The organism is Antiquaquibacter soli (genome assembly GCF_030580675.1).
In the GTDB taxonomy this organism is placed as follows: Bacteria; Actinomycetota; Actinomycetes; order Actinomycetales; family Microbacteriaceae; genus Rhodoglobus; species Rhodoglobus soli.
The window spans coordinates 25,902-47,082 of the sequence record NZ_JAUQUB010000007.1; the positions used below are offsets into that span (position 1 = coordinate 25,902).

Annotated in this window: 24 protein-coding genes; 10 read left to right on the forward strand and 14 right to left on the reverse strand. The window is 71.0% G+C overall.

Annotation, left to right across the window (positions count from 1 at the left end; genetic code table 11):
- Positions 1–45: 45 nt before the first annotated feature.
- The 3 genes from Q5716_RS15360 to Q5716_RS15370 form a co-directional block, all read right to left on the reverse strand.
- Positions 46–843: an alpha/beta fold hydrolase gene (locus tag Q5716_RS15360; protein WP_305004039.1), complete on the reverse strand. Its 798-nt coding sequence runs from the start codon at positions 841–843 to the stop codon at positions 46–48.
- Between the two features lie 64 nt (positions 844–907).
- Positions 908–1,141 (reverse strand): hypothetical protein, encoded by a 234-nt coding sequence (locus tag Q5716_RS15365; protein WP_305004040.1) that lies wholly within the window; start codon positions 1,139–1,141, stop codon positions 908–910.
- A gap of 69 nt (positions 1,142–1,210) precedes the next feature.
- Positions 1,211–1,426 (reverse strand): hypothetical protein, encoded by a 216-nt coding sequence (locus tag Q5716_RS15370; protein WP_305004041.1) that lies wholly within the window; start codon positions 1,424–1,426, stop codon positions 1,211–1,213.
- A 177-nt stretch (positions 1,427–1,603) separates the two neighbouring features.
- On the opposite strand from Q5716_RS15370, the gene Q5716_RS15375 reads away from it, so the two are divergent.
- The gene (locus tag Q5716_RS15375) at positions 1,604–2,584 is read left to right on the forward strand and encodes a DUF4349 domain-containing protein (RefSeq protein ID WP_305004042.1); all 981 of its coding nucleotides are present in this window, start codon (positions 1,604–1,606) and stop codon (positions 2,582–2,584) included.
- Positions 2,585–2,608: 24 nt separating this feature from the next.
- Here the strand turns inward: Q5716_RS15375 and Q5716_RS15380 are convergent, their stop codons facing one another.
- The 4 genes from Q5716_RS15380 to Q5716_RS15395 all read right to left on the reverse strand — a co-directional run bounded on the left by Q5716_RS15380 (position 2,609) and on the right by Q5716_RS15395 (position 6,088).
- On the reverse strand, positions 2,609–3,649 hold the full coding sequence (locus Q5716_RS15380; RefSeq protein WP_305004043.1) for an LLM class flavin-dependent oxidoreductase: 1,041 nt from the start codon (positions 3,647–3,649) through the stop codon (positions 2,609–2,611).
- 80 nt (positions 3,650–3,729) lie between these two features.
- Positions 3,730–4,998, reverse strand: coding sequence for a CotH kinase family protein (locus tag Q5716_RS15385; protein WP_305004044.1), 1,269 nt, complete (start codon positions 4,996–4,998; stop codon positions 3,730–3,732).
- 56 nt (positions 4,999–5,054) lie between these two features.
- Positions 5,055–5,738, reverse strand: a complete 684-nt coding sequence (locus Q5716_RS15390) for an aquaporin (protein ID WP_305004045.1) — start codon at positions 5,736–5,738, stop codon at positions 5,055–5,057.
- Positions 5,735–6,088 (reverse strand): ArsR/SmtB family transcription factor, encoded by a 354-nt coding sequence (locus Q5716_RS15395; RefSeq protein ID WP_305004046.1) that lies wholly within the window; start codon positions 6,086–6,088, stop codon positions 5,735–5,737. The genes Q5716_RS15390 and Q5716_RS15395 overlap by 4 nt, the downstream gene beginning before the upstream one ends.
- Before the next feature lie 83 nt (positions 6,089–6,171).
- Between Q5716_RS15395 and Q5716_RS15400 the strand changes: the two genes are divergently transcribed.
- From Q5716_RS15400 to Q5716_RS15425, 6 genes are read left to right on the forward strand one after another with little or no spacing between them, the layout of a single operon-like run.
- Positions 6,172–6,342: a hypothetical protein gene (locus tag Q5716_RS15400; protein WP_305004047.1), complete on the forward strand. Its 171-nt coding sequence runs from the start codon at positions 6,172–6,174 to the stop codon at positions 6,340–6,342.
- Positions 6,342–7,643, forward strand: a complete 1,302-nt coding sequence (locus tag Q5716_RS15405; RefSeq protein ID WP_305004048.1) for an FAD-dependent oxidoreductase — start codon at positions 6,342–6,344, stop codon at positions 7,641–7,643. Before Q5716_RS15400 ends, Q5716_RS15405 begins: the two co-directional genes overlap by 1 nt.
- 30 nt (positions 7,644–7,673) lie before the next feature.
- On the forward strand, positions 7,674–8,576 hold the full coding sequence (locus Q5716_RS15410; RefSeq protein ID WP_305004049.1) for a metalloregulator ArsR/SmtB family transcription factor: 903 nt from the start codon (positions 7,674–7,676) through the stop codon (positions 8,574–8,576).
- Positions 8,577–8,618: 42 nt separating this feature from the next.
- A complete protein-coding gene (locus Q5716_RS15415) occupies positions 8,619–9,026 on the forward strand; it encodes an arsenate reductase ArsC (protein WP_305004050.1) in 408 nt (135 codons plus the stop codon).
- A 1-nt stretch (position 9,027) separates the two neighbouring features.
- Complete coding sequence (locus tag Q5716_RS15420) at positions 9,028–9,690, forward strand: arsenate reductase ArsC (RefSeq protein ID WP_305004051.1); 663 nt, start codon at positions 9,028–9,030, stop codon at positions 9,688–9,690.
- 26 nt (positions 9,691–9,716) lie between these two features.
- Positions 9,717–10,487, forward strand: coding sequence for an isocitrate lyase/PEP mutase family protein (locus Q5716_RS15425; protein ID WP_305004052.1), 771 nt, complete (start codon positions 9,717–9,719; stop codon positions 10,485–10,487).
- Here the strand turns inward: Q5716_RS15425 and Q5716_RS15430 are convergent.
- Positions 10,480–11,100: a winged helix-turn-helix transcriptional regulator gene (locus Q5716_RS15430; protein ID WP_305004053.1), complete on the reverse strand. Its 621-nt coding sequence runs from the start codon at positions 11,098–11,100 to the stop codon at positions 10,480–10,482. The genes Q5716_RS15425 and Q5716_RS15430 overlap by 8 nt on opposite strands.
- A 42-nt stretch (positions 11,101–11,142) precedes the next feature.
- On the opposite strand from Q5716_RS15430, the gene Q5716_RS15435 reads away from it, so the two are divergent.
- On the forward strand, positions 11,143–12,030 hold the full coding sequence (locus Q5716_RS15435; RefSeq protein WP_305004054.1) for an alpha/beta fold hydrolase: 888 nt from the start codon (positions 11,143–11,145) through the stop codon (positions 12,028–12,030).
- Here Q5716_RS15435 and Q5716_RS15440 read toward each other — a convergent pair.
- Positions 12,014–13,564, reverse strand: a complete 1,551-nt coding sequence (locus Q5716_RS15440; RefSeq protein WP_305004055.1) for an MFS transporter — start codon at positions 13,562–13,564, stop codon at positions 12,014–12,016. The genes Q5716_RS15435 and Q5716_RS15440 overlap by 17 nt on opposite strands.
- A gap of 73 nt (positions 13,565–13,637) precedes the next feature.
- Here Q5716_RS15440 and Q5716_RS15445 point away from each other — a divergent pair, with 73 nt between their 5' ends.
- Both Q5716_RS15445 and sufU read left to right on the forward strand, forming a co-directional pair.
- The gene (locus Q5716_RS15445) at positions 13,638–14,942 is read left to right on the forward strand and encodes an aminotransferase class V-fold PLP-dependent enzyme (protein ID WP_305004056.1); all 1,305 of its coding nucleotides are present in this window, start codon (positions 13,638–13,640) and stop codon (positions 14,940–14,942) included.
- Positions 14,939–15,367, forward strand: coding sequence for a Fe-S cluster assembly sulfur transfer protein SufU (gene sufU / locus Q5716_RS15450; protein WP_305004057.1), 429 nt, complete (start codon positions 14,939–14,941; stop codon positions 15,365–15,367). The genes Q5716_RS15445 and sufU overlap by 4 nt, the downstream gene beginning before the upstream one ends.
- Positions 15,368–15,428: 61 nt before the next feature.
- Here the strand turns inward: sufU and Q5716_RS15455 are convergent, their stop codons facing one another.
- The 5 genes from Q5716_RS15455 to Q5716_RS15475 form a co-directional block, all read right to left on the reverse strand.
- Positions 15,429–16,781 (reverse strand): amidase, encoded by a 1,353-nt coding sequence (locus Q5716_RS15455; protein WP_305004058.1) that lies wholly within the window; start codon positions 16,779–16,781, stop codon positions 15,429–15,431.
- Positions 16,778–17,494 carry an alpha/beta fold hydrolase gene (locus Q5716_RS15460; RefSeq protein WP_305004059.1) on the reverse strand — a complete coding sequence of 239 codons (717 nt, stop codon included), beginning with the start codon at positions 17,492–17,494 and terminating at the stop codon, positions 16,778–16,780. Before Q5716_RS15460 ends, Q5716_RS15455 begins: the two co-directional genes overlap by 4 nt.
- Positions 17,495–17,577: 83 nt before the next feature.
- On the reverse strand, positions 17,578–18,435 hold the full coding sequence (locus tag Q5716_RS15465; RefSeq protein WP_305004060.1) for an AraC family transcriptional regulator: 858 nt from the start codon (positions 18,433–18,435) through the stop codon (positions 17,578–17,580).
- A 189-nt stretch (positions 18,436–18,624) separates the two neighbouring features.
- The gene (locus Q5716_RS15470) at positions 18,625–19,659 is read right to left on the reverse strand and encodes a LacI family DNA-binding transcriptional regulator (RefSeq protein WP_305004061.1); all 1,035 of its coding nucleotides are present in this window, start codon (positions 19,657–19,659) and stop codon (positions 18,625–18,627) included.
- Positions 19,652–21,175 carry a sugar ABC transporter ATP-binding protein gene (locus Q5716_RS15475; RefSeq protein ID WP_434056625.1) on the reverse strand — a complete coding sequence of 508 codons (1,524 nt, stop codon included), beginning with the start codon at positions 21,173–21,175 and terminating at the stop codon, positions 19,652–19,654. Before Q5716_RS15475 ends, Q5716_RS15470 begins: the two co-directional genes overlap by 8 nt.
- Positions 21,176–21,181: the final 6 nt, after the last annotated feature.

Genomic DNA, 21,181 nt, shown 5'->3' on the forward strand with positions numbered 1-21,181 from the left:
GGCTCCACGCTAGCCGATGAGCCCCCACCGATGACTAGCCGATGACTACCCGATGACCTTGACGAGCTCGCGGGCCAGCCGCGGGCGAACGAGGTGGTCGTTGACCTCGACGCGATGCATGGTGACGTGGCGCATCTGCCCGATGATGCGCATCGTGCCCGGCGCGAGGAACTGGTCGAGCGCCCCGTACACGACGTCGATCGGCACGCGGACCGCCGCGATGTCGGCGACCGTGGTCTGCGACTCGATGCAGTTCTGCAGGCTCAGGATGAACGCACTCCAGTTGCGCTCCGACACCTCGAGCGCCGTACCGAGCTTGAGCATGCGCGAGATGGTCGCCGCGGTCGCCATCGTGAAGTCCTTGTTGGTGCGCAGGAACTCGTAGACGCGCAGATAGAGGCTCACTTGCGCCCGCGCCGCAGGGTCGGCGAGCTCCATGGGTGAGAGGTATACGGGCGGGCTCACGAGGATGAGCCGCGACACCTGTGCCGGGTTCTGCGCGGCGTAGCGCGCGGAGAGCAGTCCGCCGAGCGAGTGCCCGACGAGGATGAACGGCGCACCGAGCTTCAGGGAGGCGATCGTGGCCTTGATGGATGCCACGTGCTCCTCGATCGTGTACGTGGCCCCCTCGGGCGCCGGCGACTCGCCGAATCCGAGGAGCTCGAGGCTGATGCAGCGGTAGTGCTTCTCCAGGTCGGGGATGACCCGGCGGAACGTCGCCGCCGACGAGGCGATCCCGTGGATGAGGATCACCACGGGGCCCTCGCCGGTGTCGCCCGCGACGTGCAGGAGCGGCGGCCGACGGCGCGAGAGCGCCGCCCGGAGCCTCCGCCACCACGACATGGTGCCAACCTAACGCAGAAGCGGGAGCGCCCGGAGGTGCTCCCGCTTCGATGCAACGGTGCTGCTACGCGGTGGGCGCGGCCTTCTCGTCGTCGCCGTCGAGCTTGTCGCGGACGAAACCACTGAGGTCCTCGCCCTTCTCGCGGACGTACTCGGCCGCGTCGCCCGCCTTGTCCTTGGCGAACTCGGCGGCATCGCCCGCCTTGTCCTTCACGAACTCGGCAGCGTCGCCCGCCGCGTCCTTGGCCTTCTCGAATCCCTCGGCCAGGTTCTCCTTGGCGTCATCAATGAAACCCATGCTCCACCCTTCTGATGAGTGCGGCGTGCGCCGACGGTTCGAGGATAGTGGCGGCCGACCCGGAGGGGACTAGTCGCGCAGCTGTTCCTTGTAGTCGTTCTTGGCCTTCGTGGCGTCGCGTTCGGCCTCGGCGCGCTTCACGTCGGCCTCGGCGCGCGTGACCTCGGCATCGGCCTGGACCTCGTCCACCTTGTCGCTGATGCGCTCCTTGGTGTCGTCGACCCATTCCCCGACCTTCTTGCCGGTGGCCTCTGCAGCGTCCTTGGCGTCGTCGAGCAGTCCCATGGTGTTCCTCCTTGTGGGTCGTTTCCTGATGGTTTCTTGACCCTACAACGGGGGGTACGCCCGTTACCGAGCCTTCACCGTTCTCCCAGAGCGCTCCCAGACAACGCCCGGACTGACGCCCGAATCGTGAGAAACGTTGGGTAGCGGTGAGGGATGCCCGCCCCTAGCGTGATCACCATGAGGCGCATTCTTATTCTTCCCACAGCACTGGTTCTCTCCGCGCTCGCCCTCACAGGCTGCGCGGCCGGGGGCGGCGATTACTCGTCGAGCGACTCCGCCGGCGGCGTCACCGCTCCGCAAGCGATGGACAACGAGTCGATCGCGACCGAGGACGGCACCCGAGCAGACTCGGCCGACCGCCAGGTGATCGTCACCGGCTGGATGACCGTGACGGTCGAGGAGCCGCTCGAGGCGGCGGTCGAAGCGGTCCGCATCGCCGAGTCCGTCGGCGGCCGCGTCGACGGACGGCAGGAGTACGCCCCCGTCGACGGCGACAAGGGCAGCGCCACGCTGACCCTGCGCCTCCCGGCCGAGGGGCTCAGCGCCACGCTCGACAAGCTCAAGGAGCTCGGGGACGTGCAGGAGGTCTCCCTCAACTCCACCGACGTCACGATGGCCACGCAGGACCTCGACGCGCGGATCACGGCGCTGTCGGCATCCATCGACCGGCTCCTCGCCCTCCTCGAGAAGTCGACGGACATCGACACGCTCATCTCGCTCGAGACGGCGATCTCCGACCGCCAGGCCCAGCTCGAGAGCCTCGAGGCCGAACGGCGCTACTACGCCGACCAGGTCGCGCTGTCGACGGTGACCCTCAACCTCGTGTCGGTCGCGGACGCGCCGGTCGAGGAGCCCGTCACGTTCTGGGACGGACTCGTCGCCGGCTGGACCGCGTTCGTCGCGTTCTTCGCCGGGCTGCTCGTGGTGCTCGGCGCGCTCATCCCGTGGCTCGTGCTCGCGGGGATCATCACCGCGATCATCCTGCTCCTGGTGCGCGCGAGCGCCCGCCGGAAGGAGCGCGCTGCCACCGCGGCCGCTGCCCCCGTGGTGGCCGAGTCGGGTCCCGCTGTCGAGGCGGAGCCCGCTGCCGCGGCGGAGCCGGCGGCACCCGCCCCGGCGCCGCGGACCCGCAAGTCCCCCGCCAAGAAGAGCGAGTAGTCGAGAGGACGTGCTCGTCGCGGGTCAGCCCGCGGCGAGCATGTCCTTGACCATCGGCACGACGACCGAGCCGTAGAGCTCGATCGAGCGCATCGACTTCTCGTGCGGGAGCGTTCCCGCCGAGTACTTCAGATCGAAACGCTGCACCCCGAGGGCCTTGACCTTCGTCGCGATCTTCCGAGCGACGGTCTCGGGCGAGCCGAGGTAGAGGGCGCCGTGCTCGATCTCGTGCCGGTATTCGTCGGGGCCGGTGGGCGGCCATCCGCGCTCCGCGCCGATGCGGTCGCGCATCACCTTGTGGTGCGGCCAGTACTCCTCCGCCGCCTGCTCGTCCGTGTCGGCGATGTAGCCGGGCGAATGCACGGCGACCGGCAGGTCGGGCTTCTCCATCTGCGCGAGCGCCCGGTGGAACAGGTCCACGTAGGGAGCGAAGCGCTCGGGGTCGCCGCCGATGATCGCCAGGACGAGCGGCAAACCGTAGCGCGCCGCGCGGACCACCGACTCGGGGCTGCCACCGACGCCCACCCAGGTCGGGATGCGCCCGCCCTCGGTGTGCGGATAGACGCCCTGATCGGTGAGCGGTGCCCGCAGGCTCCCCGACCACGTCACGGGCTCCTCGGTGATGAGCTGGGAGAAGAGGTCGAGCTTCTGCTCGAAGAGTTCCTCGTACTTGGCGAGGTCGAATCCGAAGAGCGGGAAGGACTCCGTGAAGGAGCCCCGGCCGAGGATGACCTCCGCACGGCCGTGGGACAGGGCATCCACCGTCGCGAACCGCTGGAAGACCCGCACCGGGTCGTCGGAGGAGAGCACGGTGACCGCCGATCCGAGATGGATGCGCTTCGTCGCGGTCGCGAGCCCCGCGAGCACGACCTCGGGGGCGGAGACGGCGAAGTCCTGCCGGTGGTGCTCGCCCACTCCGAAGAAGTCCAGCCCCAGTTCGTCGGCGAGGACGCCCTCGGCGACGACGTTGCGGATCACCTGCGCGTGGCTCAGGGGCGCGTCATCCGGGCCCACCGTCACGTCGCCGAACGTGTCGAGTCCGAACTCGACCTGCTGGTCAGCCATCTGCTCCCCTTCGCGTGAGGTCGATGCGTTTGCATCGGTGTTACTCAACCCACGCTAGCGGTTCTCCATTCCCTGCGGCATCAGAAGGCCTCCGCGACGGACGCGGCCTCCGCCTGCACCGTGGCGGAGTCGACGAGCGACTGGGTGCCGAGCACCGCGACCCACTCGTCGAGAGCGGCTTGCGCCGCGCCGCTGTCGACCAGCGTCGACCGGAGCTCGGCGAGCGCGGACTCGTAGAGCGCGGCGAAGCCGTCGTCGGCGAGGAAGCGCTCGGAGAGCACATTGCCCTGGCTCGGGCCCCCGGCCATGCCGCCCGCTCCCCCGCCGCCGGGCCGGTCGCCGTCCGCGGGCCGGTCGCCGCCGTCGCCCGGGCCGCCGGCCTCCCCGCCGCCCGGCCCGCCGCCCGGGCCGCCGTTCGAGACGCCGAGTGCGAGGTTGAGGTCCCACGACACCACCGTCATGAGCCCGGTCGACTCGTCGTAGCGGAGGTAGGAGTTGTTGCCCGGGCCGTCGATGTCGTCGAAGTTCCCGACGATCTCCTGGAATGCGAGGTAGGTGGCGAACGCGTCGACGTCGAGCCAGTCGCCGAGCCCGCTCGCGAACTCCTCGTCGCTCGCGGTGTTGACGAACTCGAGGAAGTCGATGAGCGGCGTGAGATCGTCGTCGCCCGCCTCCTGGTCGAAGACGTCGGCATAGGCATCCGGATCGTCGCCGCGGTAAGAGTAGTCGCCGCCCGCTTCCGCCTTATAGAGCGCGCCGTCGGTCCCGAACTCGGCGGCGTCCCACTCCTCGCCAGGATTCTGGATGACCAGACGCAGGTCGCTCGCACCGTTGACCGACACCTCCGCCGCGATCGCCTCCTCGCTCGCGAGCCCGGTGAGCTCGAGCAGCTCGAGTGCGACGGCCTCGTTGAGGGAGGTCTCGGAGTTGTTACCGCGCACGACGAGCTCGGTCCAGCCGTCGTACTCCTGCCCGTCGACGAACTCGTCGAGGCGGATGAGCCACGGCAGCTCCTCCGCCGCGCTGTCGACGGAGATGCCGCGCAGACTCGAGTTGCCCTTGAGCTTGATGCCCACGTTCTCGAACACCGTTCCGTCGATCGTGACCGTCGCCGAGACCCACACCTTCTCGCCCGAGTCGACGTACGACTGGAGGGCGGCGCGCAGCTGCGACTCGTCCACCTCGATGGCGATCGAGTGCACGACGCTCGAGTCCCAGAGGGTGGCGCTTGCGGCGGAAGCACTCACGGGAGCCTCGGCAGGCGTCGTTGTCGCGGCGGGCGTGGAGCATCCGGTGAGGATCAGGACGACGGATGCTGCGGCGGCAAGGGCCAGTCGGGAGCGAGTCATGGCACCCAGTCGACCAGCGCCCCCTCGCCCGACGCTGGGTGGGCGCTATCGATCGGCTATGAGCCGTCGACCGCCTCGCCGCGAGCCGTCGGTGCGGGCGCGAACCAGAGGATCGCCAGCACCCCCACGGCACCGCCGATCAGCTGGGCGAGGACGAAGCCGGGAGCGGATGCGGGGGCGATGCCCGCGAACGTGTCCGAGAACATCCGACCGATCGTGATGGCGGGGTTCGCGAAGCTCGACGAGCTCGTGAAGAAGTACGCCGCGCCGATGTAGGCACCGACTGCCCAGGGGACTACCGCGCCGCGCCCTGTCCTCGCGAGCACGAAGACCACCAGCACGAGACCGGCGGTCGCGATGATCTCCGCAAGGAATCGCGGCGGGTCCATGCGCTCGGTCGCGCTCAGGGCGAGCGCCGGGAGCCCGAACATGGTGTTCGCCAGCACCGCGCCGCCGATGCATCCGGCAACCTGGGCGGGCACGTACGCCGCAACGTCGCGCCAGCGGCGACCACCGAGGGCCGCATCGACGAGGGAGACGACGGGATTGACGTGGGCCCCGCTCACGGCGACGAAGACGAGGATGATCACGGGCAGACCGAGTGCGGTCGCGAAGGCGTTCTCGAGGAGTTGGAGCCCCGTGTCGGTCGGCGACAGCCGCTGGGCGGCGATCCCGGAGCCGATCACGAGGGCCGCGAGGAGGGCGCTGCCGAGGAACTCGGCCGCGATCCGGCGGATCACGCCGACTGGAAGACGCGGGCGAGCGCGTCGAGCGACCCGGGGACGAGCTGGTAGTAGGCCCACGTGCCGCGCTTGGACCGGGTGAGGTAGCCGGCGTCGAGGAGAACCTTGAGGTGGTGGGACACGGTGGGCTGACCCAGGTCGAACGCCTCCGTGATGTCGCACACGCACGCCTCCTGCTCCGGGGACCCCGCGATGATCGAGATCATGCGGAGGCGGGTCGGATCCGCAAGGGCCTTGATCGAGCGGGCCAGGTCGTCGGCCTGGGTATCTGTGAGGGTCTCCTGGGTGAGGGGCTCGCAGCAGACGGCGGCCTCGGTGACCGACAGCGGCAGAAGTGCGGTGGGCATGCATCGATCGTAGTCGATATTGACAGACATCGATATACGGTCCACACTCGAACATCGACAGATATCGATGTAAGGAGATCCCGATGTTCGGAGCGAACCCCGGCGCCTGGCTGGCCCTCCACCGACAGGAGCGCGACCAGCTCGAGCGCGCAGTGCGGGGCCCCCGCCGCCCGCGGCGCCTGCCCTCCCTCGACCGACTGCTGCCGAGCGCCGCGCCGGTCGCCTCTCCCGCGCCCGTGTGCGCCACCTGCTGATGACTCTCATCGACCTCTCCCCTGCGCCACCGACGGGCTCCGTCCTGCGCGACCTACCGGTGGTGGTGATCGGCGCCGGCCCCGTCGGGCTCGCCGCTGCCGCCCACCTCGCCGAGCGCGGCATCGACTTCGTCGTGCTCGAAGCCGGGGCCGTCGCCGAGAGCGTCTCGTCCTGGGCGCACATCCGGCTGTTCTCGCCCTGGAAGCACCTCGTCGACCCCGCCGCCCGGCGCCTTCTCGAGTCCGACGGCTGGTCCGCGCCCACCGAGTCGCTCGCGCCCACCGGGGGCGAGCTCGTGGAGCGCTACCTGCGGCCGCTCTCCTCCCTCTCCGCCATCGCGCCGCGCGTGCGCACGGCGGCGCGAGTGGTCGCCGTGAGCCGCCGCGGCATGGACCGCACGCGGACGTCGGCGCGGGCATCCACCCCGCTCGTGGTCCGGTTCCAGGACAGCTCAGGCCTCTCGGAGCTCTCCGCGCGAGCCGTCATCGACGCCTCCGGCACGTTCCGCAGTCCCAACCCGCTCGGCTCGAACGGGCTGGACCCGCTCGGCGCGCACGCCGTGGCCGACCGCCTGCTGCCTGCAATGCCCGACGTGCTCGGTGTGCGGCAGTCCGAGTTCGCCGGACGCCACACGACCGTCGTCGGCGCCGGCCACTCCGCGGCGAACACGCTCGTGAGCCTCGGCGAGCTCATCCGGCAGGAGCCGTCCACCCGCGCGACGTGGGTCATCCGCAGCCGGGAGGCGACGCGGGTGCTCACCGCGGAGAGCGACGAGCTCGCCGATCGCGCTTCCCTGTCCTCCCGCCTTCGTCGGCTCCTCGAATTCGGCGTCATCGACATCGTCGACCGGTTCGAGATCGTCGGCCTCTCCCGAGAGGACGACGGGATGCTCGTGACGGGCCAGCGCGCCGGCGGGCTCGAGTCCTTCCACACCGATCTGCTCGTCAACGCGACCGGCTTCCGGCCCGACCTCGGGATGCTCCGGGAGGTGCGTCTCGATCTCGACGAGGTCGTCGAGGCGCCGCGACGACTCGCCCCGCTCATCGACCCGAACCTGCACAGCTGCGGCACGGTCGCGCCGCACGGCGTCGCCGAGCTCGCGCACCCCGAGCCCGGTTTCTTCATCGCCGGCATGAAGAGTTACGGCCGAGCCCCGACCTTCCTCCTGGCGACCGGCTACGAGCAGGTCCGCTCGATCACCGCGTTCATCGACGGCGATCTCGAAGCGGCGCGTGCGGTGCAGCTCGTGCTGCCCGCGACGGGGGTGTGCTCGACGTCGTCCGCGGAGGCGTGCTGCTAGTCGCATAGGCTGTCGTCTATGAATCGCGGGATGCCTCGCCATGAAGCCGAGCGCATCGCCCGCGGACTGCGGGCTCTCGCCGACCCCACCCGCGTTCAGCTCCTCGCCCTTCTCGTCGAGGCGCCCGGCGGTCGGCGAGGGGTGACGGAGCTCGCGGTCGAACTCGGCTTGCGCCAGCCGACTGTCAGCCACCACCTCGCGCTCCTCGCCGAGGAGGGTCTCGTGCTCCGTTCGCAGGAGGGGCGCACCGCGTGGTACTCGGTGATGCCCACTCGCTTCGGCGACGTCGTCGAGGCGATGCGAGGGCCCGAGCCCGTCGCCGCGGCGGTCGCGCCCGCCGTGCTCGAGCGGATCGCCGACGATCTCGCGACGCGCTTCGCCGGAGTCCTCTCAGCGCCGACCGTCGACCGCTACGTGCGTGACAGCTACGAGCTCCTGGCCGAACGGGCGCGCATCACGCGGTACTTGCCCTCGCTCACCGCCCGGTTCGCGGCGGACCGGCTGTCCGCGGTGGCGGCGGTCGAGCATCCGGCCGATCGTCCGCGGGTGCTGTTCGTGTGCGTCCAGAACGCTGGCCGATCCCAGCTCGCTGCGGGCATCCTGCGCTCGCTTGCCGGTGACCGGGTCACGGTGCTCACGGCGGGATCGCAACCAGCCGCAGAGGTCAACCCGCTCGTCGTCGACGCGCTCGACGAGGTGGGCGTGCCCCTCGGGGCCGAGTTCCCCAAGCCCCTCACCGATGAGGTCGTTCGCGCGGCTGACGTGGTCGTGACGATGGGCTGCGGCGACGCGTGCCCCGTCTACCCCGGCCGCCGCTACCTGGATTGGGACCTGCCCGACCCCGCAGGGATGAGCTTCGAGGGAGTGAGGACGGTGCGCGACGAGATCGAGGCGCGCGTGCGCTCCTTGCTCGGGGAGTTGAACATTCGGTAACGACATCCTCAAATCCATAGATATCCGTCTATGCTTTGAGCTATGACCGACAAGCCCACCGTCCTGTTCGTGTGCGTTCACAACGCCGGCCGCTCCCAGATGGCCGCCGGCTTCCTCTCCTCGCTCGCGGGCGACCGCGTCGAGGTGCTCTCCGCCGGGTCCGAGCCCAAGGACCGCATCAACCCCGTCGCCGTCGAGGCCATGGCCGAGGTGGGCATCGATATCGCGGGCAACGGGCCGAAGGTGCTCACCGTCGAGGCGGTCAAGGAGTCCGACGTCGTCATCACGATGGGCTGCGGCGACGCGTGCCCCATCTTCCCGGGCAAGCGCTACGAGGACTGGGAGCTCGACGACCCGGCCGGGCAGGGTATCGACGCGGTCCGGCCGATCCGCGACGAGATCAAGCGACGCATCGAGGCCCTCGTCGCCGAGATCGCTCCGGCGGCCTGACATGGACCTCGCGCAGCGGCGCGGGATGCCCGGCCTCGCGTTCCCCGAGCAGTACCTCGAGCGGCTCGCCGCCGAGCTCACCGAGCGCTTCGCGGGCGTCTTCAGCGCGGAGACCATCGAGCGGTACGTGCTCGAGTCGTACACGAGCATCCTGCGAGCATCCACCGTCCGGACGCACGTCGCCGTGCGGACCGCCCGCTTCGCGACCGACCGGCTGACCGCGCTCGCCCAGGCGAAGGGAGCGATCGAGCGCCCGGTGCCCGAGGTGCTCTTCGTGTGCGAGCAGAACGCGGGGCGATCGCAGATGGCCGCCGTGCTCACGAATCATCTGGGCGCGGGCCGGGTGCACGTCCGCTCCGCGGGCTCCGCGCCGAGCGGGGAGCTCAACCCTGCCGTCGTCGCGGCGATCGCCGAGCTCGGCCTCGACCTGTCCGAGGAGTTCCCCAAGCCGCTCACCGACGACGTCGTGCAGGCCGCCGACGTCGTCATCACGATGGGCTGCGGCGACGCGTGCGCCATCTATCCGGGCAAGCGCTACGAGGACTGGGAGCTCGACGACCCGGCCGGCCTTGACCTCGACGGGGTGCGGCGAGTGCGCGATGACATCCGCGCCCGGGTCGAGACGCTCCTCGGCGAGCTACTCGTGCCCAGCTCAGCAGTGTGAACGGCGGCTCGGGCTAGCCTGGCCTCATGAGCATCCACGACAAGGCCGCCGCCCTCAAGAGCCTCCACGAAGCCCCCGAAATCCTCCGCGTCGTCAACGTGTGGGACGCCGTGAGCGCGAAGGTCATCGCCGACCTGCCCGAGACGAAGGCGATCGCGACCGCCGGGCACTCGATCGCTGCGAGCTTCGGCTACCCTGACGGCGGGATGCCCCTCGACACCGCGCTCGCCGGTGTCAAGACCATCGTCGACGCCGTCGAGCTACCGGTCACCGCTGACCTCGACGACGGCTACGACGAGCCGGGCGAGACCATCCGCCGCGCGATCGGCCTCGGCATCGTCGGTGCCAACGTGGAAGATCGGCTGCGGCCGTTCGACGAGTCCGTCGCCCGGGTGCGCGCGATCATCGCCGCCGCACAGGCGGAGGGGGTCGACTTCCAGCTCAACGCCCGCACCGACGCCCTCGTCCGCGGCCGCGACCGCTCCGCCGAGGAGAATGTCGCCGACGCCATCGAGCGTGGCCGTGCCTACCTCGCTGAGGGCGCCGCGCTCGTCTTCGTTCCCGGCATCCTCGACCGCGACACGACGCTGCGACTCGTCGAGGGCATCGGCGAGCGGAAGGTCTCCGTGATCGGACTGCCCGGCGCGCTCTCCGCCGCCGAGTACGAGTCCCTCGGAGTCGCCCGCATCTCCTACGGACCGCTCCCCCAGCGCGTCGCGCTTCGAGCGCTCCGCGACCTCGCGCTCGACCTGCAGGGCGACGGAGTCATCCCGGCAGACACTCCCGCGCTCAACTAACGAGCGACCTCACGAGACCGGCGGGGTCCTCGATCTCGAGGCCCCGCTGGCGCGCGGCAGCAAGCGGGAGTGCCCGGGCGAAGAGTCCGAGGATGGCAGCGCTCGGACCCGCGACGAGGGCGTCGGCCCGGCGGGGTCCGGACGGGGAGACGGATGCCCGCCCGTCGTGCAGGTGGATCGCGGCATCCATTCCGTCCGCCCGCAGATGGATCGTCCCCTCGGCTTCGAGTCCCGACGAAGGCAGGAGCGCCTCGAGGGCGAGCAGCACCCACTGGGGCTGAACGGCGTCGTCGGGGCGCGGACCGGCGGACATGGTGGCGGCGCCCCAGCGCACGAGACCGAGCACCGGTTCGCGAAGCTCTGCGCCACGCGGGGTGAGTGAGTAGCTCACGGCTTTGCGACCGCTCTCCTCGCGCCGGGCCACGATGCCCGCGGTCACGAGGGTCTGGAGGCGCTCGGCGAGCAGGTTCGTGGCGACGCCCGGAAGCGCGGAGCGCAGCTCGGAATGGCGGCGCTCGGCGATGAGCAGCTCACGCACGATGAGCAGGTTCCAGCGGTCCCCGATGAGATCGAGAGCTCGAGCGAGTCCGCAGAACTGGTGGTACTCGGCCATAGCTCTTCCCTTTCCATCGCATTTTGATTTATTTTATCAACCATGACACTGACGACTCGCACCGACCCGCCGTGGCTCGACCGAGAGCTCTACCCGTTCAACGACGCGATCGCCGACATCGACGGGCACCGCATCCACTACGTCGACGAGGGCACGGGACCCGTTCTGCTCATGATCCACGGCAACCCCACGTGGTCGTTCGTCTGGGGCGGCGTCATCTCGCGGCTCTCCGACTCGTTCCGCTGCATCGCGGTCGACCTCCCCGGGTTCGGGCTGTCCGAGGCGCCCGCCGACTTCGACGGGCGGCCCGAGTCGATGGTGCCGGTGGTCGAGGAACTTGTCCGGTCCCTCGACCTGCGCAACGTCGTCCTTGTCGCCCAGGACTGGGGAGGCCCGATCGGCCTCGCCGTCGCGGAGAGGATGCCCGACCGCTTCGCCGGGCTCGTGCTCGGCAACACGTGGGCGTGGCCGATCACGGGGGATCGCCACTTCGAGTCGTTCGCAGGAGCGATGGGCGGGCCGGCGGGCGCGTGGCTGACCCGGCGCGCCAACCTCTTCGTGAACGTGATGATCCCGATGGGACATCGGCGGCGGCGGTTGTCACGGGCCGAGATGCGGCACTACCGCCGCGCCCTCGGCACTCCCGCTCGGCGGCACGCCTCAGCGATCCTGCCGCGCGAGATCACGCAGAGCGCCCCGTTCCTCGCGACGGTCGAGGTCGGGCTTCCCGCCCTGCGCGAGCTGCCCGCACTGCTTATCTGGGCCGACCGCGACATTGCTTTCCGCGCGACCGAGCTCGAGCGCTGGCAGCGCGAGCTGCCGGGCGCGACCGTCGTGCCGGTGCCTGGTGCGGGGCACTTCGTGCAGTCGGACGCTCCCGAACACTTCGCGGCGGCGATACGGGAGTGGTCCACTAGCGCGTCGTCGTGACCAGCGCGAGCTCGTCGTCGTGCGAGGGCAGCACGAGCACCACGAGCACCGCGCCGATCACGATCGCGGTAGAACCGACGGCGTATGCCCCGATCGCTCCCGCCTGGAGACTCGCTCGGGCCGCCTCGATGATCTCGTCCTTGAACTGCGGATACTGCTCGGCGACGTGCAAGGCCGAGGCGTAGGACGCCTGCAAGGCGCGGGTGACCTCGTCGCCGATGCTCGCGGCATCGGACGAGCTCTCGATCGCCGCAGCGAACGAGCGGCTGAAGCCGGCTGCGAGGATCGCGCCCAGCACGGACGACATGAGCGAACCGCCGAGGTCGCTCTGCAGGTCCGATGTCGCCGAGGCCATGCCCACCCGCGTGACCGGGGTGATCCCGGTGAGAGATCGCGACGACGCGGTCATCACGAGCGCTGCTCCTGCACCGAGAGCGAGGAACCCGGCACCGACGAGGGCGTAAGACGTGCCCTCGCGCCACGCCAGCATGGTCACGAACGCCGCGAGCACGCACGCGTAACCCACGAGCATCGTCGCGCGGGTACCGCGCGCGTCGACGAGCCGAGCCGAGACGGGCGCCATGAGGAGCAGGCCCGCCGCTGCGGGAACAACGGCGAAGCCGGCCTGCATCGGGTCGTAGCCGAGGACGTTCTGCATGAACTGCTCTCCGACGAAAATGGCGCCGATGAGCCCGCCCACGGCGATCGCGCCCGACAGCGCCGGCACCCAGAACGGTCGTTGTCGCGCGACCGACAGGTCGAAGAGCGGATGCGGCGCGCGCGACTGCCGCCACACGAAGCCGACGAGGAGCAACGCCGACGCGACCAGGAGCAGAACTCCGAGTGCCTGTTCTCCCGGGGCGAGCGCAAGGTTGGCGCCGAGCACGAGCGATCCGATGCCGAGAGCGGAGAGGATGCCCCCCGCGTGGTCGACCGGCTCGGAGGACTCGTTCACGTGCGACGGCACCACGGCGATGACCAGCACGAGACCGGCGATCGCGACGGGCACGGCGAGCAGGAAGGCGGCGCCCCACCACGCGACCTCGAGGACGAGACCCGCGATGACCGAGCCCGTGACGCTCGCCACTCCGCTCACACTCGCCCACAGCGCGATCGCTGCCGTCCGGCCCGGCCCGGGCGACCAGAGGGCGGTGATGAGTGACAGCGTCGTCGGATAGGCCATGCCCGCCGCGATTCCCGTGAACACGCGCGCGGCGATGAGCACCTCGACGCTCGGCGCGGCGGCGGCGATGACGCTCGCGGCAACCGTCAGCACGAGACCCAGGATGAGCAGCTGCTTGCGCCCGTAGCGGTCCGCGAGAGCACCCAGATAGAGCACGGAGATCGACAGGCCGAGACCCGTCCCCACGCCCACGAGGTTCAATAGCGTCTGCGATGCGCCGAACGCATCCCCGACCTCGGGCAGCGCGACGGTCGCCGAGGCGACGTTGATGTTGCACACCACGGCGGCGAGCACGAGGGCCGCGAGCACGAGGGGGGCGCGGGCGGGAGCATCCGGGGCATCAGCACTCACGACCTGCACCCTATCGGGATGTGCGGCAGGGGCCGTGGAACAATGGGTGAGCACGTGAACGGACGGTGATCCCATGCTGCCGAACCCGGCGCAGACTGACTTCTCGAGCGACGAGCTCGACGCGATCCGGGCGCAGTTCCCGATCCTCACCGAGCGGGTGAACGGGCATCCGCTCGTCTACCTCGACTCGGGGGCGACCGCCCAGCGGCCGCAGCGCGTGCTGGACGCCGAGCGCGACTTCGTGCTGCGCCGCAACTCCGCCGTGCACCGGGGAGCGCACTGGCTCGCCGCGGAAGCGACCGAGGAGTTCGAGGATGCCCGCGCCACGGTAGCCCGCTTCGTCGGTGCCCGGCCCGAGGAGCTCGTGTGGACCTCGAACGCGACGGAGGGCGTCAACCTCGTCGCCCAGTCGATCGCCGAGGCATCCCTCGATCCCGCCGCCGACCCGCGGGTGCGACTCGCCCCGGGAGACGAGATCGTGGTGACCGAGCTTGAGCACCACGCGAACCTCCTGCCGTGGCAGCGCCTCGCGCGCCGCACGGGGGCGACCCTGCGCTACCTCCCGGTGTCCGACGAGGGAGAGGTCGAGGGCATCGACGAGGTCATCGGCGAGCGCACCCGCCTCGTCGCGTTCTCGCACGCCTCGAACGTGCTCGGCGGCTATTCGCCGGTCGAGAGAATCGTCGCCCGCGCTCGCAGCGTCGGCGCGCTCACCTTCCTCGACTCGTGCCAGGCCGTGCCGCACGCGCCCGTCGACTTCGGCGCGCTCGGCGTCGACTTCGCGGTCTTCTCGGGCCACAAGATGCTCGGCCCCACCGGCATCGGCGCGCTCTACGGACGCTTCGAGCTGCTGGATGCCCTGCCCCCCTACCTCCTCGGCGGCTCGATGATCACGACCGTGACCATGGACGGCGCCGAGTACCTCCCGCCTCCCCAGCGCTTCGAGGCCGGCACGCAGCGGATCAGCCAGGCGATCGCCCTCGCGGAGGCGGTGCGTTTTCTCGACGAACTCGGCATGGAGCGGGTCGCGGCCCACGGCGAGCGGCTCGGCGCCCGCCTCGCGGAGGGGCTCGCGGGCATCCCCGGCGTGCGGGTGCTCGGCCCCGGCCCGGGCGCACCCCGCATCGGCCTCGCGAGCTTCGTGCTCGAGGGCGTCCACGCGCACGACGTCGGGCACGTCCTCGACGAGCGCGGCATTGCCATCCGGGTCGGGCACCACTGCGCGCAGCCCCTGCACCGGCGGCTCGGCATCGCGGCGAGCGCCCGGGCATCCACGTCGGTGTACTCGACGCACGCGGAGATCGACGTGTTCCTCGAGGGAGTGGCCGAGGCGGCCGAGTTCTTCGGGGTCGCGGGCACCCGGGAGGTGCTCGCGTGAGCGATTTGCGCCACCTCTACCAGGAGCTCATCCTCGACCACTCGCGGTCGCCGCACGGCTTCGGGCTGTCGACCGACTCGCCCCACCGCTCGCACCAGGTGAACCCGACGTGCGGGGACGAGATCGCCCTCGCGGTCGTGCACGACGGCACCACCGTCGAGTCGGTCCAGTGGGAGGGCCAGGGCTGCGCGATCTCGCAGGCGTCGGCATCCCTGCTCTCCACCCTTCTGGAGCGGCGGCCGCTCGCGGACGTCGAGCCGCTCGTCGCCGAGTTCCGTGAGGCGATCCAGTCGCGCGGCACGATCGAGCTCGACGAGGAGCGCTTCGGCGACGCGATCGCGCTCAACGGGGTGTCGAAGTACGTCGCCCGGGTCAAGTGCGCGATGCTCGCCTGGGTCGCCCTTGAGGACGCGCTCGACTCCTAGCCAGATTCGCGAGTTGCGAGTTTCGCACCTTCCGGAGCCCGATCGCGGTCAGGGAGGATGCCTAAGTCGTCACTCGCGGCACGCCACTCGCTCGCTCGATCACCTCGGCGGCCGCGAGCACGAGCTCGTCGTCGCCGAGCCCACCGCCGAGGTGCACACCGAGCGGCATTCCCCGCGCGTCGAGGCCCCACGGCACCGAGATCGCCGCACCTCCTGTCACATTGAACATCGCCACGAACGGCGAGAGCGTGAAGATCTCGCCGAACAGCTCCGAGGCCGCGCGGTCGGTCGTGACCGTTCCGAGGAGCGGCGCGGGTTGCGCTGTCGTCGGCGAGAGCACGAGGTCGACATCGGCGAAGCGGCGGGCGAGCGCGAAACCGAGCCCGTGGAGGTCGGATGCCGCGCGCACGAGGTCGACCGCCGTCATCCGCCGCCCGCGCTCGACGACCTCCGCGACCGCGGGCTCCAGCGCGTCCGGCGCGAGGCCGGGGCGTGTCAGCAGGTTCGCGAGATGGGCGCCCGCGATCGCGCCGAAGAGCGGGCCGATCGCCAGTGCCTCGGTCACGGCGGCCAGCTCGACGATCTCGTGCCCGGCATCCGCGAGGGCATCGGCGGCGGCGCTCGCTGCGCCCGCCCACGCGGGGTCGACGGGGATGCCGCCGGGCGCACCTCGCAGCAGGCCGACGCGCCAGCGCGGCGGGACCGGCCGCGCGGCCGGCACCGCGTTCCACTCGCCCGGCGCGAACCCCGCCGTCGCCTCCAGGATCAGCCGCGAGTCCTCGACGGTGCGCGTGATCGCGTGCTCGTGGCTGAGCCCGAACCAGTCGTCGAGGCGGTGCGGGCCGGCAGGCAGCATCCCGCGCGACGGCTTGAAGCCGACCACGCCGCACCACGCCGCGGGGATGCGCGTGGAGCCGCCCGAGTCGGTGGAGTGCGCCGCCGGCACGAGTCCTGCGGCGACGGCGGCGGCCGCTCCCCCGCTCGACCCGCCCGCCGATCGGGCCAGGTTCCACGGGTTCGCGGTCGGGCCGTGCAGCAGCGGCTCGGTCGTGATGCCGAGCCCGAACTCGGGGGAGTTCGAGCGACCGATGATGGTCGCGCCGGCAGCCCGCAGTCGCGCGACGAGTGTCGAGTCGGCGGTCGGCGCCACGGTCGCGTGCGACCGGGAGCCGCGCCGCAGCGGAAGGTCCGCCGCATCGGCCTGAAGATCCTTGAGCAGGTACGGAACCCCCGCGAGCGGCCCGTCGCCGGGGGCGATCGCGGGATGCTCGACCGTCGCCACCACGGAACCGATCGCGGCATCCCGCTCCCGGATCCGCGCGAGCGCCGCGGCGGCGAGACTCTCGGCCACGTCGGGCCGGTTCCTCGCCGCCGCGGCGATCTCGGCGAGCGAGCGGTCGAGGAGGTCGGTCACGGCCTTCCGGCGCGCTCGAGGCCGGCGGCGAGCGCGGCCGGGTCGGAGAACATGAGCTCGTGGCCGCCGGGGATCGTGACGAGGCGGAAGTCAGGCAGCCGCTGCGACATCCCGGGGTGCCAGCTGAACTCCGACGCGGGGAACACGTTGTCGTCGTAGGCGTACAGGTACGACATCGGAACGGTGAGCGAGTAGAAGCCGGCGAGGTCGAGCACCTCCGCGCTCCGGCCGAGGGGCTCGGGCGAGGTGAGGGCGTAGGCCCACTCCGCGGTCGCCGCGTCCGCGTCGTTCATGAGGTGCTCGCGGAAGTAGGCGTACGGCAGCGTGAGCGTGCCGTCGGGCGAGGCGAGGGCGGTGAACGCCCCGGCGACCGACTCGGGCACATAGGTGAAGACGGTCGCCCCGTCGGCGATCACGTAGGCGTTGTAGAAGACGACGCGAGCCAGCCGGTCGGGCACCTGCTGCGCGACGAGCTGGGCGACCGCGCCGCCGAAGCTGTGGCCGACGAGCACGACCTCGGTGAGGTCCTTCGAGACGATGAGGTCGACGACGGCAGCCGCGGTCTCCGCCATGGTCACGGCGGGGTTCGCGAGGTCGCCGTTGCCGGGGAGCGTGGGGGCGTGCGCCTCGTGCCCGGCGGCGGTGAGGGCGGCGACCGTGGCATCCCAGCAACGACCGTCCTGCCAGGAACCGTGGATCAGTACATAGCGCATGGGGTTCTCCTCTCGGGTGGGTGTCAGGCCACCGTAGGAAGCGCTCGCGTGCGCGACGATACGGATCGCGCCGCCCGGATGCCCTATCCGCGCCAGTCCCTCGGGCTCGAGCCGAACCGCTCCCGGAAGTACGCGGCGAACCTCGACGCGGAGCCGAACCCCAGATCGGCGGCGATCGCGGACACGGCGGCGGCGGGATGCGCCCGCAGCCGCACCGCGGCCGCCTCGAGCCGGCGCTGCCGCACCGCGTGCGCCACCCCCTCGCCGTCGAACGCGCGCTCGAGCGTGCGCGGTGAGACGCCGAGCGCGGCGGACAGGAATCCCACGCCCAGCCGGAAGTCGCCGAGGTGCTCGTCGATCATGCGGTCCGCGCGGTCGCGCAGCGTCGAGGCGGATGCCCCGCCCGAGGCGACGAGCTCCACGACGGCCCGGACTGCGGTCCCCGCGGCGGGGTCGCCGCCGACCGGGAGGTACTCGAGGGCCGAGGTCACCGCGCGGCCGACCCGGCCGAGCTCGACGGTCCGGATGGGCCCGTGCAAGCGCCCGTAGGACTCGGCGACTCCTCCGGGGACGCACACGAAGACGAGCGAGGTGTCCTCGGCGTAGGCGACGTCGAAGCTCTCGGCCGCGGGGATGACGATCGTGCTTCCCGCGGCGACGCGCTCGACGCCGCGGCGGTGCGCGAGCTCGCCCGTGCCGGAGACCGCGTACAGGATGAACACGCTCGAGTCGTCGGAGTCCGCGGCGATGCGCCGGCGGGCCCGGATCGGGCTGACGCTCGTGCCGAGCACCGTCAGGCCCGCGGCATCCGACGACGACACACTCGCCGAGAAGGCGCGGTTCCGGTCGGCGACGATCTCCTGCGGCACGAGCGAGAGCGCGACCGCGTCCCGGAAGGAGCGCAGGCCGCGATCCCCGACGAACGACGCGGGCTGTGCCATGCGCCGATGCTAGTGCTGAAGTGTTTCGAGCGCGCTACGAGCCCCCCTCCTCCGACCCCGACCGAAACGACGGAGATCGGCGCGGGATGTGACCTACTGCAGCGCGCAACGGACGGTCGCGCCCCGCAACTCCGTCGTTTCGGGGTGAGGGGAGAAAGGAGGTGAGGGAAGGGAGGAAGCGCCCCGCGCTCACACCGCCCGCGTCGACTCGCGCACCACGAGCGTCGTCGGCAGCGGGGTGGTCTCGGTCGCGGTATCGGGCTCCTCGATCGCGATGAGGACCTTCTGCATGACGAGGCCGCCGAGGGATGCGAAGTCCTGGCGCACCGTCGTCAGGGGCGGCAGCAGGTACGCAGCCTCGGGCACGTCGTCGAACCCGACGATGCTCACATCCTCGGGAACGCGGAGCCCCCGGGCGTGCAACGCCGAGACGAGCCCGAGCGCCATGTAGTCGTTCGCCGCAAAGACGGCGGTGCCGGGCTCGATGCCCTCGAGCTGCATGCCGAGTTCGAAGCCGGACTTGGCCGACCAGTCGCCGTGGCTCACCTCCCCCACGACGAGGCGGTGGGCGGTCATCTCGTCGCGCCAGCCGCGCAGCCGCTCGATCGCGTCTGGCGCCTCCGTGGGGCCGGCGAGGTGCACGATCGACCGGTGGCCGAGCTCGATGAGGTGGCGCGTCGCGGCACGCGCCCCCCGGTACTGGTCGATCGAGACGATCGCGGGGCTGCGCCGCGAAGTCGCGACAACGGCGACGAGCGGGATGCTCAGCTCGAGTCCGAGCACGACGTCGAGCACCGCGATGTCCGAGACGACGAGCACGATCGCGTCCACGCGCTGCCGCAGGAGCGATTCGACGATCGCCCGGACACCGGAGGGGTCGGAGTCGAGCGCGCTCACGGTGTCGACGCTGAAACGGGCTGCGCGTGCGGCGATGTTGAAGTTGACCGCGATCGACGTCGGACCGTACTCGGAGCGACCGGGAGTGATGAGGCCGATCGTGCGCGTGCGCCGGGTGACGAGGGCGCGCGCCGCGGGCGACGGACTGTAGCGCAGCTGCGCGATCGCTTGCTCGACCCGCGCCTTCGTCGCGGGGCGCACGTTCGGCACGTTGTTGAGGACGCGGGACACCGTCTGGTGGGAGACCCCTGCGAGCCGGGCGACGTCGAAGATGTTGGCGGCGCGGGCCGGCTTGTCGTCGCCGCTGCGCCCGCCGGTCTCACTCACCGTCATCGGGCTGCGCGATCATCGCGAGGAGGGAGTCGACGGTCAGCGCGTCGCTCTGCAGAGTGGCGACCGCTCGCCCGTCGCGGAGCAGAGTGATGCGAGAGGACACCCTCAGGACCTCCTCGAGCTCCGCTGAGATGAAGACGACAGACATCCCATTGTCGGCCAATTCGCCGACGAGCCGTTGCACCTCGACCTTCGCGCCGATGTCGATTCCGCGGGTGGGCTCGTCGAGCACGAGGATGCGCGGGGCGAGGGCCAGCAACCTGGCGAGCAGCACCTTCTGCTGGTTGCCGCCGGAGAGCGTGCCCGCGAGCTGCTCGGTGGAGGAGGGACGGATGCCGAGCGCCTCGATCCAGCTGGCGGCGAGTTCCTTCTGCCGGGAGTGCCTCATCCGCCGGAAGATCCCGCGCTGGGCCTGCAGCGCGAGGGTGATGTTCTCGCGCACGGTCAGCTCGCCGATGATGCCCTCGGTGCGCCGGTTCTCCGACGAGTACGTGAGCCCGTACCCGATGGCGCGGCGGGGGTTGCGCGGCGAGATCACGACGCCATCGAGGGCGATGGTGCCGTCATCCGGCCGGTCGATGCCGGTGAGGAGCCGGGCCACCTCGGTGCGGCCGGAGCCGAGCAGCCCCGCGAGACCGAGCACCTCCCCCTCCGCGAGAACGAGGTCGACGCCCTCGAGTCGGCCGCGGCCGAGGCCGCGCACGTCGAGCATCGCTTCCTCGCCCGACTCGACCGGTTCCGAGCGAGGCCGCACGACGAGCTCGTCGGCAGAGCGTCCGAGCATCTTCTGCACGAGGTCGATGCGCAGCAGCTCCCGCGTGAGGTACTCCCCCACGAGCTTGCCGCCGCGCAGCACCGTCACCCGGTCGCAGATCTCGTAGACCTGGTCGAGGAAGTGGGAGACGAAGAGGATCGCCACCCCGCGCTCCTTGAGCTCGCGGATCACCCGGAACAGCTCCGCGACCTCGTCGAGGTCGAGGCTCGAGGTGGGCTCGTCGAGCACGAGCACCTTCACGTCGGCCGAGATCGCGCGCGCGATGGCGATGAGCTGCTGGATGGCGAGCGAGTGGCTGGAGAGCGTCGAGGCCGGGTCCACGTCGAGCCCGAGTTCGCCGAGCACGGCCGCGGCCTCCCGCCGCATCGCCTTCCAGTCGATCGCGCCCCACCGTCGCGGCTCCCGGCCGAGGAGGATGTTCTCCGCGACGCTCAGGTTCGGCAGCAGATCGATCTCCTGGTAGACGGTGCGGATGCCCGCCCGTTGCGCGTCCGCGGGAGAGCCGAAGTGCACCGGCTCCCCGTCGAGGACGATGTCACCGGCATCCAGTCGCAGCGCTCCCGTGAGCCCCTTGATGAGGGTGGACTTGCCCGCGCCGTTCTCCCCCATGAGCGAGTGGACCTCGCCCGGGAACATCCGGAAGTCGACGCCGTCGAGCGCCGTCTCGGCCAGGAAGCGCACCGTGGCTCCCGTGACCTCGACGACCGGTCGCGCGTCGTCACTCACAGGCACCATCATGCC